Genomic DNA, 15,822 nt, shown 5'->3' on the forward strand with positions numbered 1-15,822 from the left:
CGCAGCCATCGACACATTGAATCAACGGGACGATGTCAATTCGCGTCGTGTCTCGGCCATCACCGCAGACAGCGAGAAATAGAACGTGGCACCGTGGCCGGGAGTGGAGCTGACCCACAGACGACTGCCATGGAGCTGCAGGATCTTGCTGCAAAGCGCGAGACCAATGCCGGTGCCGGGATATTGCTCGGCGGTGTGCAGCCGCTTGAACATCAGGAAAATCGTTTCCTGATGTTCGGGCGAAATGCCTATGCCGTTGTCGTGGACCGCAAACTGCCACTCATCGCCCTGCCTTTGCACGCTGATGTCGATCCTGGGAGACGCACCCTTGGGCTGAAACTTGATGCCATTGCCGATCAAGTTCTGGAATAGCTGCGTCAGCGTGCGCTCATCGCCTCGCACCATCGGCAGATCCTGGAAGTCGATCTTGGCATGGGCGGCATGGATGTCTTCCGCCAATTGCTGGCACGCCCGCTCGACGATGCTCTGGCTTGAAACCACGGAGATGGCCAGGCTCTGGCTGTTCACGCGGGAGAGCTCGAGCAGGTCGTTAATCAGGCCACGCATGTCCATCACGCTCTCGCGTATGGCGGCGAGAAACTCGTCGGCATCGTCGCCCAGTCGTCCTTTGTAGCGCCGCTCCAGTAAGGTGGCGAAACTCGTTACCGAGCGCAATGGCGCCTGGAGATCGTGTGAGGCGACATAGGCGAACTGTTCAAGCTCCTTGTTGGAAACGGCCAGCTTGGTCGCTTGCTCGCGCGCGGCCATCTCTAACCACTCCCTATGCCGCACCTCTTCTGCAAGCTCGTGATTGAGTGCGCTGAGTTCCGTCGTTCGCTCGGCCACCAGTTCGTCCAGTCGCGCGGTACGCCCGATGATCAACAGCAGGAACATGCCGAGCAGGCCGGTAAACAACATGCCTGCGGCGAGCAGCGTCCAGGCCTGCCACGATTTGTGCGCGGTGAGGTATTGCGCCGGCAAGGTCAGCTGCAGTTGCCAATGGCGATGGGCTATGTCCAGGGTATGGCTTTGCTCCAACCCGCCCTTGATTTCCGAAGCGGCGGGATCGGCGCCGTATAGCACGCGATCTTTCTCTGGCGCATCGCTGTCCAGCAGGCGCACAAGCACGCCTTTGGTCTCGATTGCATCCAGACTGTCCTGCATCAAGTCAGGGATGCGGAGCACGGCCAGCATGAAGCCACGCAGCGCCTGGCGGCGTGCCGCCACCGTATCGATCGGCATGCCTGTGGCGTAACAGGGCAAGAACACCAGCAGGCCGTGGTGACCGGGTGCGTCCTGAACCAGATGGACGCGTGCCGTCGCTACCGGCTCGCCGCTGTCTCCCGCCATCTGGATGGCGGCGAGACGACTGGGCTCGGTGGTGCCGGCATACCCCATGGCCGCCTTGTTCCCGGCGAACGGCACGATGTATTCGATCGGCACATACGTGTCTTGCGGATCGGCGGGTACCAGACTGCCGCCGCCGGCGCGCTCCGTAATAGCGAACTGGGGGAAGCCGTCGGCACGCACTTTCGCTTCAAAGTCGGCGCGATCCGCATGGCGCACGAGAGGCGCCCACTCGAGGGCCTGGACACCGCTGCGGCGGGCAAGCAAGCGCCCTGCAAAGCTCGTGAAGGAGCGCCGGTCGATATGGTCGACACTGGCGTAAAAGGCTTGCAACGCATAGAGCGCGCCCAGGTTCTTGCGCATGTCCTCTTGCAGAGCGCGCGAGAAATCATGCCCCTGACTCTGGAACTCGGCGTTCATGCGCGCCTGCTCCCGGTTGCTGGTGAAGAAGAAAAGCCAGACAACCAGGCCGAATACCAGGGCCAATGGAACACTCACCGTGATTTGGCGCGTCAGCCACACGGCGCGCGGCCGCACAGCCCATATGAGCACCAGCGGCGTGAATATCAGTACGCCGATACTGTCGCCGATCCACCACGTCCACCAATTGAAGGGTGCGCTTTCAAGTGGCACCAGACGATAGAAGGTGAGCGTTCCCACACCCACGCTCGCGTTGATGATGCAGGCCAGCGGACCGCCCAGCGTGAGGATGCGCACCACATCCAGATCCTGGATCAGCAAATTGCGGTAGCCCACAAATCGGCGGATCAACCACGTGCCGGTGGCCGCCTGCAAAGCCGCCCCGGTGGCGATCAGTGTCGGCACCGACAACGAGTGGAGGATCGCCGCCGTGGAGCTGGTGTCGAGACTGGTCCATGCGTTGATGAGGAAAGAACCGACCCAGACGCCCGGTGTGACTCGATAGCCCCACAACATCACGCAAGCCAGCGCGATGCCGGAGGGCGGCCAGACAGCGGTGGCGTATCCGGGTGGAATCGCCAGCAGCAGGCCAAGGCGCCCGGCTGCATAGTAGGCCGCTGCCACCAACAAGTTGGGCAGCAAGTAACGGCGCAGCAAGGAGGCGCCACCCATCTAGGATGTCGCGTCGCGGTCAGCGAGCGCGCCGTCCTGGGCGGCGCCCTCTAAAACGGTTCGGTCCAGCACTCTATCGAGCAGCAAGGCCGTCAACCGCTTTGCCGGCAGCGGCTCGGAGAACCAGAAACCCTGAGCATAGGGAATGCTCAGCGACGCGCAGTTACGAAGATCGTCTTCGTTCTCGACACCCATCGCCATCACATCGAGGCCACGTGCGTGCGCTACGCTCAGAATCGCGGCGACCAGCGCGTGCATCTCCTGATTGCCGTCACGCAGGCCATGCAACAAGGACCGGTCGAGTTTGACGCCGTGAATGGGCAGCCTGGCCAGCAAGGTGAGAGAAGCCTCCTCCTGTCCGAAGCGGTCCACCACGATACGGACACCCCATTCATGCAGCGCATCGAGGTTGGCCCTGACCGCGCCGCCTTTGGCTTCCTTGAAGACATGCTCAGCGACTTCGACCTGCCACAGCGACATCGGTACGCCCAAATGCTCCAGGACGTCGCGCCAACGCGTCACCCATGCAGGCTCGGCCAGCGCCGAGAGCGATAGATGGATCGCCATCCGCTCGGGCGCAATACCCTGCCTGCGCCATGCGAGCCATTGCGATGCCGCGCGCTCGAGGATCCGGATATCAGCTCGATCCAGCTCGTGCGCGGCGTCGGTCGAATCGCGGTGACCGGATGCCGCTGACTGCGGGTCGCTGCTCTGACCCAGCACAGCAACACCCCCATAACCGCCACTCCGCAGATTGAGCCAGGGCTGAAATAGCAAAGTGAGGCCCGGCATGGTGACCGCTGAAGAAGCGTTACCGGCAGTCTCTGCGGGCTCCGCCCCCTCCGACAGGTAAAGGCCACCACCCTGATGCCGCTTTGCGGCATACATCGCGACGTCGGCGCGAACCATCAGTGACTCGAGGTCGGCACCGTCATGCGGAAACATGGCCAGGCCTGCGCTGACCCCCACATTGACGTGCTGTCCCTGCACGGTGGTGATGGCTTGAATGCCTTGCACGATACGCGTCGCCACCTGCCTGGCTTCGGCGATGGAGCGCAGCGGCGTCAGCATGGCCACGAACTCGTCTCCGCCCATGCGCGCCACGGTGTCGCTCTCGCGCACCTGATCGCGCAACACGTTCGCGACGGCACGCAAGAGCGCGTCGCCGAAGGAATGCCCGCGTTGATCGTTGATCGGCTTGAAGCCATCCAGATCGAAGAAGCAGAGCGCCATCTTCTCGTCGCCGCGCTCCGCACCCGCTATCGCCTCACTGGCCCGCTCCAGAAACAGGCTGCGGTTGGCCAGACCGGTAAGGCTGTCGTGACTGGCGCGAAAGTAGTTGTGCTCGCGCTGCCGATTCAACTCGGTCACGACACGATGGCGCTCCAGGGCATGCTGTATCACGCGCAGCAAGGAGTGGCCGTCGAACTGACCCTTGATGACGTACTCTTGCGCTCCCCAGCGAAGCGCCTCCAGTGCGATGCGCTCGTCGTTGTTGCCGCTCACGACAACAATGGCGACGTCGGGAGCCGCGGCATGTACGCGCTGCACGTTGTGCACGCCGCCACTTCCATCGGGCAGATCGAGGTCGAGCAGTACGCAGTCCCATCGCTCGGCGGCGACTCGCGCGAGTGCATCGGCCAGCGTCTGGACATGGACCGAATAGAGCTGCGAATCGCTGATGACTTCCCGCAGCCATTCGCGGGCCAGCATGGCGTCGCGCATGGAATCTTCGACCAACAACAGGCGCAGGGTCGTCGACACGGCTTGGATCGTCATGAGCCTCCCCTAAAGCATAGGCTTCGGGGGAAGCAGGGCTCGATCGATCCAGAAGTTGTGCAGGCCGCGCATCAACTCAGTGAAATCGTCGAACTCCAGCGGTTTGGCGAGATAGCAGTTGGCGTGCAGGTCATAGCAGGCCTTGACGTCACTCTCCGCACGCGACGTAGTGAGCATGATGACCGGGATGCTGCGCAGTCGATCGTCCTGCTTGATTTCCGCCAGTACGTCGCGGCCACTCTTCAATGGCAGGTTGATGTCGAGAAGAATGAGGTCAGGCGCCGGCAGATGCTCAAAGGGCGGAACGCGCCGCAACATGTCGAGCGCTTCCATACCGTTCCGGGCCACCGACAACTCACAATCGAACCCGCTTTCGCGCAAGGCTTCGCGCGTCAATCGCACGTCCTTCGGATTGTCCTCGACGAGCAGGATGTCGCAGTGATCGTGCTCAAGATCGGGCAGGCGCATCGATCGGTTCCTCGAACTGTGTTTGCCGCACCGGATGCTACACGCGCAGCCGGTCCATGGGAGCACCGACGCACTTGGTCGGGACATGGTCGGCCTGAGCTCACCCGCACCAGCCCATAAACCCGCGCTGCCGCCATGCCTCGCCCGCCATCGGCCTAATTGCATGATTCTTATTGCATATATACACCCAGCCGGCAGCAGCGGCGCAACCGCTGGAGCACATTCCGGCAACTTGAGGTCTGTCCTAGGCCCTAGCTTCGCGCTCAGCCAGAAACCCGAGCCATGCGCGCGTCACGAACTCCGGCTGCTCCAGATTGGACGTATGGCTTGCCCCCGGGACTTCGATGTAGCGACAGCCTATGCGCTGCGCCATGTCCACCGACTCCGACGTCGGCCGCACCCGGTCATGCTCCCCGCACATCACCAGCGTGGGCGTGCTGCTCAACTCGTGCAGGCGGGAACACAGATCGCGTCTCTGAAAAATCATGCGCCCGATGGGCAGGATGCTCTGCCGCAGCGTCTCCATCGACCAGGACAGAAGCTGTCTCTGGAATGACGCCTTCAACGATGGGGTCGCGCCGGATACATCGGACTGAAAGAACAGGGCCGTTATTTCATCGAGCAACGCAGGCGTAAAGGTTCCGTCCGCGTCGATACGATCCAGCAATCGCATGAAGTAGTCCTGCGGCTTCGCAGGCTCCTGACCGAGATACGTTCCCATCATGATCAGGCCCTTCACGCGCGTCGGTGACGAGAGCGCCAGTTCGCCCGCCATCATGCCGCCCACGGATTGGCCGGCCACGACATAGGTCTCCAGGTCCAGGCTGTCGATCAGCGCCGCTACATGGCGGGTCAATGCACTGAGGTCATGCGTACCCTCGGGCAAGGCGCCAGAGCTGCCATGGCCCCATAGATCCGGCACGATCACGCGGTAACGCGTTTCCAGTGCCTGGACTTGCGGCGTCCACATAAAAGCATTCGCCAGATAACTATGCAGCAAGACCACGGGTGTTCCCTTGCCCCGGTCCATGTAATACATGGGATGCCCTGCAAGCCTGAGTTTTGGCATATCGATTCGCCCGCCGTGTGCCGGAAACCAGAGGTCAGGCAGCCCGATGCGAAGCCAGGACAACATGGGCGTTGGTGCCGCCAAGACCGAACGCGCTGACACCCATGTGATAGACCTGCCGCGGGCTTAGCGGACGCGCGTCGGGAATCAGCTGTATTGGCGACGCCGCATCCAGCAGCGGCGCAGGGGTATCGGCATACGCACTTGCTGGCATGTACCCATGGTGGAGCATGAGCGCTACCTTGATCAGTCCTGCCATACCAGAGGCTGCCTCGGTGTGGCCGATCAGACTCTTGACGGCACCCAGCGCACAGGCGGATTCCCGGCCATCAAATACTTCCTGGAGCGCCTTGATCTCCATCCGGTCACCTTGCCGCGTGCCGGTGCCGTGCCCTTCCACGTATGCCACGTCATGAGGCTGGATGCCGGCTTCGGCATAGGCCTCTCGCAGCAACGCCACCTGTGCCTGAATATTGGGCGCGGTGAATCGACTGCTTTGTCCACCATGATTGACCCGGCTTCCACCCACGACGGCATAGCCACGCTGCCGCGCCGAAGGCAGATCCTGTTCGCGGCACAACACCAGCACACCGATACCTTCGGATCGTCCGATGCCATTGGCGTCCGCGCTGAATGATCGGCAATAGCCATCCGGCGACCCCACCCCCGCCATCTGATAGAACTTCTGCAGCAAGGCGGACAGGATCACATTGACGCCAGCGACCAGAACCAGATCGCACTCGCGATCGCGCAATGCGCGAACCGCCTGGTGCACAGCGACCAATGACGAGGAACATGCCGTATCCACCGTCATGCTGGGGCCGTGCAGATCCAGTTCGTACGACAGGCGATTGGCGATCAGGCACAAGCCGTTACCCGTGACATTCGCCGCCTCGACTTTCGGCAAGTCATTCCATTTCAGGTAGGCCAGATCGTTGGCCATAGCGCCAACAAATACGCCGACCCGGCCTCCTTTGAGCGCATCGGCCGACAGTCCCGCATCCTCCAGCGCCCTGCATGCATGCGTAAGGACGAGCTTCTGCTGCGGGTCCATGCAATCCACCTCACGCTGCGGAATCTGGAACCGGTCCGCATCGAAAGTATCTTCGTGTGAGATGTATCCACCCCATATCGGTATTTTCAGCTCATCTATCTGACGAACGAGTTCGTCGCGACGGGATGGCGGAGTTTCGATCGCAGACTGATTGGCCTTGATCAATCGCCAGTAGGCATCCAACCCTTCAGCCCCAGGAAAATGACAGCTCATACCGGCAATCACGGTCATGACGATTCCTTATCTTGAGCGCGAAGTCGTACCTCGCCACTTCACCACGCGCGATCGAATAGAGCGATGCTGTTTTGGGTGAGCCTCAGCGTGCGGAATGCTGGGCCAGATACTGCTCTTCCAGATAGGAAGCCATGCCATCGATGGTCGGATAGTCCCAGGCGATCGTGGGTTCAATCTCCATGCCAAGCCACGTTTCAAGTTGCTTCGCGATATCGACGACGGCCACAGAGTCCACATCGAGCTTTGAGACAGGGATATCGCAACGAAGCTCGCCCGGCTGACGATTCACCGCCTCCGCCACCATGGCTACCAGCCGCGCATGAATGTCTCCACGCCTAATCTCGTCCCCCATACCCCCTCCTTGAGCGTCCCGGATGATCTGACTCCGCAAATACACACGGCCACTGTCGCCACAGTTACATTGCAGCGCAGCATTTATCCCGATTACGCCGTCATGCGCGCGTGAAAGGACACACATGTTTTTGTGACGTCGCTCTTGATGACGACTGGTTCACTGAAATGACAAAGTAGGGAGCACTGTCGCGAGCACCCACCCCTCACCCCAACCCTCTCCCCAGAGGGGAGAGGGAGCTGTTGCTCTAGAAGGCGATGCGTAAGCGAGCCCGTAACGGGTCCCCTGTGGAGCGGTGAGGGTTGGACGATCAGGCCCCGAAGGGGGCATCGACAGGACGTCGATGCCTTTTCGACACGACAGGGACGTCGTGTCGAAAAGCCCGGCCAAGCCTCACGGACCCGCCGGCGTAGCCGGAGGGCGCGTAAGAGGGGTGCCTTCTCTTTTGGTTACTTTTCTCTGGGCAAGCAGAGAAAAGTAACTCGGCTCGCGGCAGCGAGACGAAACCCCGCCATAGGCGGACCCGGTCGCGACAACGCGAACATCGAGGCGCACCACTACTGGATCCCTGCCTACGCAGGGATGACGAGTAGAAGCGACGAACCGAGCTCCGCCCCTCACTCCAACCCTCTCCCCGAAAGGGGGGGAGAAGCAAGAAGTCAATGCATAGCCGGGTGACCCTTCTCCGCCATCAACCGCGTCAACTCGGCCACAAGATCAGCCCGCGTCGCCGCCGCATCCAACAGATACACCTGCGCATCATGAGCACCTACGCGGGCCTTGAGCGCGCCACCATCGGGCACGCTCACCTCAGTACCACCGAACGACGCCCTCCAATGACCTGGCTGCAAATACGAGGACACATCGAAGTCGGCAGCCGCATCGCCCTTGTTGAGCAGCACCAGTGCGATCTGATGCACATCGCCCTTCTGATACACGCGATAGAACACCGCCTGATCCCCTTCCATCTTCACCGGAAGCATCAGGCCGCGCTGCAGCGCCGGCAACTTCTCGCGTAGCTGCGCGATACGCTTGAGCTGTTGGTAGATGCGGCTGCGCGGCGCCGCATCGATGCGTTCCTGGCCGAAATAATTCCGGTTGCCCTGATGCTCCGCGCGCCCGCGCATGAAGCCGATTTCCGACCCATAGTAGATCGCCGGAATGCCGCGCGCCGTGAACAGCCAGTTGTTGGCATCGATAAAACCATCGTCGGTGGCATTGAGCCGTGCCATATCGTGGTTGTCGTAGAACGTCACCAGCTCATAAGGGTTCGCGTACGGACCGTTGCGCAGATACAGGCGTTCCGCGATGCGCTCGTAGTCGCTGTGCGGATGCTCGAACACCTCGGCCACGCGCTGGCGCAAGGGGAAATCGAGCAGACTGATGCCGCCGTTGCGCTCCCAGGTGTACTGGCCGATGTTGTCCGGGCTGTAATCGAAGGCCTCGCCGAACATGAAGAAGCCCGGATGCTTCGCGCGGATGCGCGCGGAAAACTGCTTCCAGAAGCTGGTCGACATATGGCTAATCGTGTCGATGCGGAATGCATCCGCACCCTGATCGATCCACTGCTGATACGCACCGACGAAGTAATCCAGCACCGCCGGTTTTTCGTCGTCGTTGTTCGACAGCTGCGCCAGATCCTCGTACGAGTGATAGAAGCGATGCAGCGGATTGCGCACCGGATCAAGCTGATCCGGCCGCAGGTTCTGATGATCGGCGATCAGCTTGCCGTCCTTGTCGAAGATCTGACCGAACTGCGGCTGCGCCTTGGGCATGCCGAAAGCCGGCGAGCCATGGTTGGCGACGATGTCGAGCACCGTCTTCAGGCCTTGCGCGCGCATCTTGCTGGTGAACCGCGCAAAGTCCAGGCCTTTGCTCGGCAGGTGCTCATCGAGCTTGTAGAAATTCACGCCCCAGTAGCCGTGGTAACCCGCTTTGCCGCGGTCGGCCAGCGACGCGCCCCAGGTCACCGGATCGCCGCCGGTAAATGCCTCGTCCGGGTTATCCACGATCGGCGTGATCCACACCGCGCTGAAGCCCATGTCGCGAATGTACTTCGCGTTGTCGAGCACGCCTTTGAAATCGCCGCCGAGATAGCCGATGTTGTCGGTCTCGCCGTTCGGCCCCTGCACTGGAATATCGAAAGTGTGGTGCGCGCCGCCCTGATCGCGATGATCGTTGGAGGGATCGCCGTTGACGAAACGGTCAGTCATCACGAAATAGATCGCGTTGGAGGCGAACGGCTTATCGGTACCGTAGAACTCCGCCGGCGCAGCGGCCGACTGCCCCGCCGCCAGGGCGAGGGTGATACCCAGCGTAAGGAACTTCATGATCCGCTCTGACTCCCGGTGATAGCGGTGACGGGCACCGCATCCATCACCGGTTCGCGCACACGCAGTACGCAAAGACCGGCAACGAACAGGCTGGCGCCGCCAAGGGCCAGCGCATAGATCGGCTGGCCGTGAAAGAACATCTTCAACAGCATGCCCAGCACACTGGCGGCCATGAGCTGCGGAATGACGATGAAGAAATTGAAGATGCCCATGTACACGCCCATCTTCTGCGCCGGCAGGTTGTCCGAAAGCAGCGCGTACGGCAGCGAAAGAATCGAGGCCCAGGCAAAGCCCACACCCACCATCGACAACATCAGCCAGTGCGGATCGCGGATCACCAGGAACGACAACAGGCCCGCACCACCCAGCCACACGTTGAACAGATGGCTCATGCGCAAACCCCAGCGCTTCACCATCCACGGGATCACCACCGCCGCCAGCGCGGCGAAACCGTTGTAGGCGGCAAACAGCACACCCACCCAGTTGGCGCCTTCGTTATACGCGGCCGAATGCGTGTCGCTGCTGCCGAAATGCACCTGGGTCACACCGGCCGTGGTGTAGATCCACATGGCAAACAACGCGAACCAGGAAAAGAACTGCACCCACGCCAGCCGGCGCATCGCATCCGGCATGGTGTACAGATCGCCCATCACCTGAGTGAACATGCTGCTGCGGCTGGAACGCCCCAGCCACAACAGCGTCACGCCATAGACGGCGACGCCAGCGGTAAGCAGATACAGCTCGCGCTCCAGATGCAGCGAAGCGACCAGGGCGGTACCCAGCACGCCCACACCCAGCCAGAGCAGGCCGTAGCGATGGGCCGAACGTTTGTCCACCTGGGCATGGTCGACAGGCCGCTCGCTGTCGAAGGCGCGCAGCGCATCCGGCGGATACTCGCGCGACGAGATCACCGTCCACGACACCGCGCCAAGCACCACCGCGCCGCCGATATAGAAGGCGTACTTCACCGTGTCCGGAATACCGCTGGCGCCGGGATCGTTGCTGACACCCATGCGTGTCAGCAACCACGGCAGCATCGACGCCACCACCGAACCGACGCCGATAAAGAAGCTCTGCATCGCGTAACCCAGCGGCCGCTGCCGTGTCGGCAACTGGTCACCCACGAAGGCGCGGAACGGCTCCATCGAGATATTGATCGACGCATCCATGATCCACAGCAGTCCCGCCGCTACCCATAGCATCGGCGCATTGGGCATGCACAGCAGGGCCAGCGTGGTGAGTACGGCGCCAACCAAGAAGTACGGACGACGGCGGCCGAGCCGGGTCCAGGTACGATCGGAGTAGTGGCCGATGATGGGCTGCACGATCAGGCCGGTCAGCGGCGCCGCGACCCACAGGATCGGGATGTCGCTCATATCGGCGCCGAGGGTCTGGAAGATTCGGCTGACATTGGCGTTCTGCAACGCCAGGCCGAACTGGATACCCAGGAAGCCGAAGCACATGTTCCAGATCTGCCAGAACGACAGGGCGGGTTTTCTGTTCATGGTTGAGCGGCATCCCAAGAGCCTGTTTATGACCTCCCCGTGGCCCGCGCCGGAAGCTGTTTGCGCGCAGGACAAGGAAGAACGAAGGAGTGTACGTCCGTACACGACTGAGTGATGACGCCGGCATGCGGGCAAACAGACCCGGCCCGGAGGGTTGCTGTTGAGTGGCCGCCATGCGGCAGCGCGCGGCTTGGCCTGGCAGCCAGCCAGGCGCTGCGCCACGCGCTACCACCTGACAGCCACTCAACAGCAACGCGGGCCACGGGGAGGTCATAAACAGGCTCTAAAGCAACGGCGTCACCAGCAGGTCGCCGATCGTGGCCGTGTTCAAGGGGCCGTCGATCCCGCCCTTACCGCCGGTGTAGTGCCCGAAGTGCCCAAGGTAGGTCATGTTGAAGCCCGGCTCCAGTGCAAAACGGCAGTGCGCGCCGGCCTGCGTCGCAAAGCTGCCGCTGGTGGAACGCTGCTGGCCAGCACTGTGCGGCAGCACCAGCGGCACCGCCTTCGCGTCACTGCCGTCGCAACGCACTGTCAGCACCTGCACGGCGGCGGTGATGCCGGTATTGATGGGGCCGTGATCGTTGGCGTAGTCCAGTGCCGCCTGGAAACGACCGGTACGCGGCGCCTTCCATTCGCGCGGCCAATCGCCGGCGACGCGCATCGTGTCGCCTACGCAGACCGACGGGCTATGCAGCGACTCGATGCCGTTGTCGCCCATGCGCGTCACGCTGAAACACTGCTGCGTTGCCAACTTCGGCATCAGCGTGCTGCCGCGGATCGTGCCGTGCTGCGCGCCGTTGAGATAGAGCACAGCTTCGCCCTTCACCGCGACCTTCCACGACTTGCCTTCCGCCGAGACGTTGGGCGCATCCGGTGTGGCAGGTGCGTACAACGGTGCATTCGTGCGCAAAGGTAATGCCGCCACTTGCACGGCCTTCAAAGTCACCACCGTATGCGCGCCATCGCGGCGCTCCTGTCCCGCTACCAGCAGATTGCCATCCAGCTTCGCCGGGCGGACCAGGGTGATGTCGCGCTCGCCCAGCTTGAGCCGGATGCGATCCTTGTCGCCAAACAGCATCGGCACCAGCGACGTCGGCAGCTTCGGCTCGATGCGTCCATCCGCCTGCAGGCCGAACACACCTTCGATCACCATGTCGAGATAGCCCGCCACCGACCATAGCTGACGCGGCGAATCCACCACCGGCCCGCTCAGCGCACCATCCTCCACATGCACAGCCTGCGTGGTCAGCTCGAAGTTCTCCATGTTCGACCCGGCCAGCGCGGCGCCGCGCATCAGCGAACGCAGCTCGTGCGCGATGCGTTCGGGGTCGTCCACCACACGCGCCGCACGCAGGGCGTACGCGCTGACAAAGGGCCAGATGGCACGGTTATGGTAGATCGGCACGTCGGCACGCTCCGGCCAGATCACCGGGCTGCCGGCCTCCCACACCGGGTAGTTCGCCAGCGCCTGCCGCGCATGCACGGCATCCGCCACGCCGCTGGTGATCGCCAGCGACAGGCCCAACAGGTCGTAAGCCTCGTAAGGCACCGGATGATCGGCGCCGCCGATATAGCTCATGTACTGCCCGCGATCCGCGCGCCAGAAGCGCGCATTGATGGCCGCCTTCAATGCCTGCGCCTGCGCTGCATAGTCAGCGGCTTTGCCGGCGTCGCGCTGCTCCGCCATCTGCGCGGCAAGTTGCAGCGCCTGGTAATGCAGCACGTTGGTGGAGAGCGCGAAGGATTGGCCGATGAACGTCACGTCCTTGGCAGTCCAGCCGGGATAGCTCTGCTCGCGCCAGTCGAGGAACGAAGTCTCGCCGCGATACAAGCCCAGCTGCGTATCGAAGATGTACTGCCGATCCTGCGCCAGCGTAGCGGTCAACGCCCCGTACACCTGATCGGCGAATACCTTGTCGTCGAGCAGATGCCGCGCGGCGAGAAACCACACGATGCGATCCGTACTGATCGGCCAGCTGCCGCCAGATCCGGTGTCCTGCATCACATACTCTCCGGCCGGCGCGGAAGGTTCGCGCACTTCCGAGAGCTTGAAGCGAAGCGAGGCCTTCGCGCGCGCCGGATCGAGCCGCCACAAGGCGAGATCGACCGCGTACGACAGGTCGCGCGTCCACACGTAATGCCACTTTTCGCCCGTCTCGAAACAGGCGCAGGGAATCGACTGCCCGTGATCGAAGGCGTCGTCCTTGATCGCCGCCACCGAGTCCAGGCGCAGATCGTCCTGCGCCATCGCGAACAGGCCATCGAACAAGGGACTCGCGGTTTTCGCGGCGAGCTTCTGCGCGTTGATCCGCCGTTCGCCGTTCGGTAAGTGCAACAGGTAGCCACCGGACGGTATCGCTTCCATGGTCGCCGCCTTGCCCTGCCACTCAAGCCGTCGCTGCCAATCCGCAGGCGCGGCGGCCTGACCCAGCGCCACCGCACCCGCGAGCACACCCAGCATCAGCATGCGCTTACCGCTATCGATTCAAACTGCATCAAGAACTCCTTCCGCATGCTTTTCTTCGGCATGTAGTCATTGCGCCAGGATTGCACCGTAGTGGCCGTTGACGCTTACCGTCACGTTACCGCCGCTCACCGTGTAAGTGTTGCCGCTGAGCAGATCGGTCACGGCACTGCCGTTGGTCATGCTCAACTGCCACACCGGCACGGTGACGGTATGGGTGGTGCTGTCGTTGTTGAGGGCTACCGCGACCCGGTGGTTCTGGTCGAATCGGCCATAGCTGTAGAGCTTGTTGGTGTCGTCCGTCAGCAGGCTCATGAACGAGCCGGTGCGCAGCGCTGCATATTGGTTACGGATCGCGATCAGTTTCTGGGTCAGCGCCACCGCCGCGTTGGTGTTGGTGCCCTGGGTCCAGTCGAAGCTGCGGCGATTGTCCGGGTCGTTGCCGCCCTGCATGCCGTACTCGTCGCCGTAGTAGATCGTCGGCGTGCCGACGTAGGTCATCTGGAAAATCAGCGCGAGATAGGTCTTCCAGATGTCGCCGCCAGCCCGCTGTGCAAAGCGCTGGATATCGTGGCTGGTGAGGAAGTTGGCCATGGTCTGCTGCACATTGGTCGGATAGTTGGCCCGTGTACCGTGCAGCCAGCTGTCGAATTGGCTGGCCGGAATCGCCGCGGCGTTGCCGCTGTAGTCGTAGCCGTTGATCCATTCCGACACCGGCTGGGTGAAGCCGTCGTAGTTCAGGGCGCTGTCCCATTCCTGGCCGTTGCCGGTCCAGGGATTCGCATTGCCCCAGAACTCGCCGAGGATTTCAGCCTGCGCATTCACCGACTTCACCGCCGTACGCAGTTCCGCCATCACCTGATGATTCACTGCATCGCTGCCGTTGTTGCCGCCCGCGTCGATGTACTGCGGGGCATCCAGGCGCCAGCCGTCGATGCCATAGGGCGACGACAGCCAGGTCTTCACCACCGAGGTGCTGCTGCCATAGATCTGGTTGCGCACCGCCGAGCCAGTGGCGCCGTAGTCCAGTTTGGGCATGCTGGAGTAGCCGTAGAACGATGAGTACGTGTTCGGCCATTGCTGGAAGGTGTAGTAGCCATACCACTGGCTGCTGGTCGACTCGTACGCACCGGAAGTGCTCCACCAGTTGTAGCGGTCGAACCATTGGCTGGTATCGCCGGTGTGGTTGAACACGCCATCCAGGATCACGTAGCCGCGCGGCCCGTTGCTGCTGCTATGCACATCGGTGATCAACTGCTGCAAGGTCGCGTTGCTGCCGAAAGCCGGATCGACGTGGTAGTAATCCTCGGTGTCGTACTTGTGATTGGTTGGCGACGTGAAGATCGGATTGAGATAGACGATGTTCGCGCCGAGCGTCTGCTTGATATAGCTCAGCTTCTGGTCCACGCCGGCCAGATCGCCGCCGAAGAACACCAGGTTGTTTGAGCCGCCGTTGATCGCGAACGGGCTGCCACCCCAGGCCACTTTCTGCGTGGACTGCCCACCGTAGGTGTACTGGCCGGTCTGCACATCGTTGCTGGTGTCGCCGTTGTAGAAGCGATCCGGGAAGACCTGGTAGATCACGCCATTCTTCATCCAGTCCGGCGTCTTGAAGCCAGGGACGATGAAGAAATCACCGGATGACGGTTCGCTGCTGGTGGTGCCGGCCGCGTTGTACCAGGCGGTGGCGCTGCCGTCGTTGATCTGGAAGCGGTAGTACTTCTCGGAGGAGCTCGCCGGCACCGTGCCCTGCCAGTAGTCGAAGTTCCCGGTCGCGTCGTTCGACACCCAATGCATCGCCACCCAGTGGAACGCGCCATCCGCGCTGTCGTAATACTTGATGTTGGCGCTGGTGATATCGCCCTTGTAGGTGCGGAAAGTCAGCGTGACGGCCTGGCTGGATGTAGGTTCGGGCGCACTGTCGTACAGCGGCCCCTGGTCATGGAACAGGCCCGCCCACTCTACGTTGTTGTCGTTGCTCGCCGCCTGCGCCTGCCCATAGGGCAAGGCCGCGCAGCAAAGCGCCAAAGCCACGGCCAACGTGCGCTTATGCATCAGATCCATGTTGCCACTCCCTCGTCGATGGATGTAGGAGCCCACCTTGTGGGCGATCACGCGCGACAAC

Annotated in this window: 10 protein-coding genes; all 10 read right to left on the reverse strand. The window is 62.2% G+C overall.

The genetic code is table 11. From position 1 onward, the window contains the following. Window positions 1-21 precede the first annotated feature (21 nt). Window positions 22-2,439: a CHASE domain-containing protein gene (locus ISS97_RS07990; protein WP_404580070.1), complete on the reverse strand. Its 2,418-nt coding sequence runs from the start codon at window positions 2,437-2,439 to the stop codon at window positions 22-24. Beyond that, window positions 2,440-4,218 carry a putative bifunctional diguanylate cyclase/phosphodiesterase gene (locus ISS97_RS07995; RefSeq protein ID WP_379985368.1) on the reverse strand — a complete coding sequence of 593 codons (1,779 nt, stop codon included), beginning with the start codon at window positions 4,216-4,218 and terminating at the stop codon, window positions 2,440-2,442. 9 nt (window positions 4,219-4,227) lie between these two features. Then, window positions 4,228-4,686 (reverse strand): response regulator, encoded by a 459-nt coding sequence (locus ISS97_RS08000; protein ID WP_379985367.1) that lies wholly within the window; start codon window positions 4,684-4,686, stop codon window positions 4,228-4,230. A gap of 244 nt (window positions 4,687-4,930) precedes the next feature. Next, window positions 4,931-5,692, reverse strand: a complete 762-nt coding sequence (locus tag ISS97_RS08005; RefSeq protein WP_379985366.1) for an alpha/beta fold hydrolase — start codon at window positions 5,690-5,692, stop codon at window positions 4,931-4,933. 97 nt (window positions 5,693-5,789) lie between these two features. After that, the gene (locus ISS97_RS08010) at window positions 5,790-7,040 is read right to left on the reverse strand and encodes a beta-ketoacyl [acyl carrier protein] synthase domain-containing protein (RefSeq protein ID WP_379985365.1); all 1,251 of its coding nucleotides are present in this window, start codon (window positions 7,038-7,040) and stop codon (window positions 5,790-5,792) included. Between the two features lie 85 nt (window positions 7,041-7,125). Further along, the gene (locus tag ISS97_RS08015) at window positions 7,126-7,395 is read right to left on the reverse strand and encodes an acyl carrier protein (RefSeq protein WP_379985364.1); all 270 of its coding nucleotides are present in this window, start codon (window positions 7,393-7,395) and stop codon (window positions 7,126-7,128) included. A 659-nt stretch (window positions 7,396-8,054) separates the two neighbouring features. Continuing rightward, a complete protein-coding gene (locus ISS97_RS08020; RefSeq protein ID WP_379985363.1) occupies window positions 8,055-9,725 on the reverse strand; it encodes an alpha-amylase family glycosyl hydrolase in 1,671 nt (556 codons plus the stop codon). Next, complete coding sequence (locus ISS97_RS08025) at window positions 9,722-11,233, reverse strand: MFS transporter (protein WP_379985362.1); 1,512 nt, start codon at window positions 11,231-11,233, stop codon at window positions 9,722-9,724. The genes ISS97_RS08020 and ISS97_RS08025 overlap by 4 nt, the downstream gene beginning before the upstream one ends. A 283-nt stretch (window positions 11,234-11,516) precedes the next feature. Then, window positions 11,517-13,694 carry an alpha-L-rhamnosidase-related protein gene (locus ISS97_RS08030; protein WP_379985534.1) on the reverse strand — a complete coding sequence of 726 codons (2,178 nt, stop codon included), beginning with the start codon at window positions 13,692-13,694 and terminating at the stop codon, window positions 11,517-11,519. A gap of 72 nt (window positions 13,695-13,766) precedes the next feature. Then, a complete protein-coding gene (locus tag ISS97_RS08035) occupies window positions 13,767-15,761 on the reverse strand; it encodes a glycoside hydrolase family 13 protein (protein ID WP_379985361.1) in 1,995 nt (664 codons plus the stop codon). Window positions 15,762-15,822 lie beyond the last annotated feature (61 nt).

The sequence above is a fragment of the Dyella koreensis genome, from assembly GCF_044904565.1.
GTDB lineage: Bacteria > Pseudomonadota > Gammaproteobacteria > Xanthomonadales > Rhodanobacteraceae > Dyella_D > Dyella_D koreensis.

Coding starts and splice junctions, on each gene's coding strand:
- ISS97_RS08030 (WP_379985534.1), bottom strand. CDS start 13,694: ATGCTGGGTGTGCTCGCGGGTGCGGTGGCGCTGGGTCAGGCCGCCGCG.
- ISS97_RS07990 (WP_404580070.1), bottom strand. CDS start 2,439: ATGGGTGGCGCCTCCTTGCTGCGCCGTTACTTGCTGCCCAACTTGTTG.
- ISS97_RS08015 (WP_379985364.1), bottom strand. CDS start 7,395: ATGGGGGACGAGATTAGGCGTGGAGACATTCATGCGCGGCTGGTAGCC.
- ISS97_RS08020 (WP_379985363.1), bottom strand. CDS start 9,725: ATGAAGTTCCTTACGCTGGGTATCACCCTCGCCCTGGCGGCGGGGCAG.
- ISS97_RS08010 (WP_379985365.1), bottom strand. CDS start 7,040: ATGACCGTGATTGCCGGTATGAGCTGTCATTTTCCTGGGGCTGAAGGG.
- ISS97_RS08000 (WP_379985367.1), bottom strand. CDS start 4,686: ATGCGCCTGCCCGATCTTGAGCACGATCACTGCGACATCCTGCTCGTC.
- ISS97_RS07995 (WP_379985368.1), bottom strand. CDS start 4,218: ATGACGATCCAAGCCGTGTCGACGACCCTGCGCCTGTTGTTGGTCGAA.
- ISS97_RS08025 (WP_379985362.1), bottom strand. CDS start 11,233: ATGAACAGAAAACCCGCCCTGTCGTTCTGGCAGATCTGGAACATGTGC.
- ISS97_RS08035 (WP_379985361.1), bottom strand. CDS start 15,761: ATGGATCTGATGCATAAGCGCACGTTGGCCGTGGCTTTGGCGCTTTGC.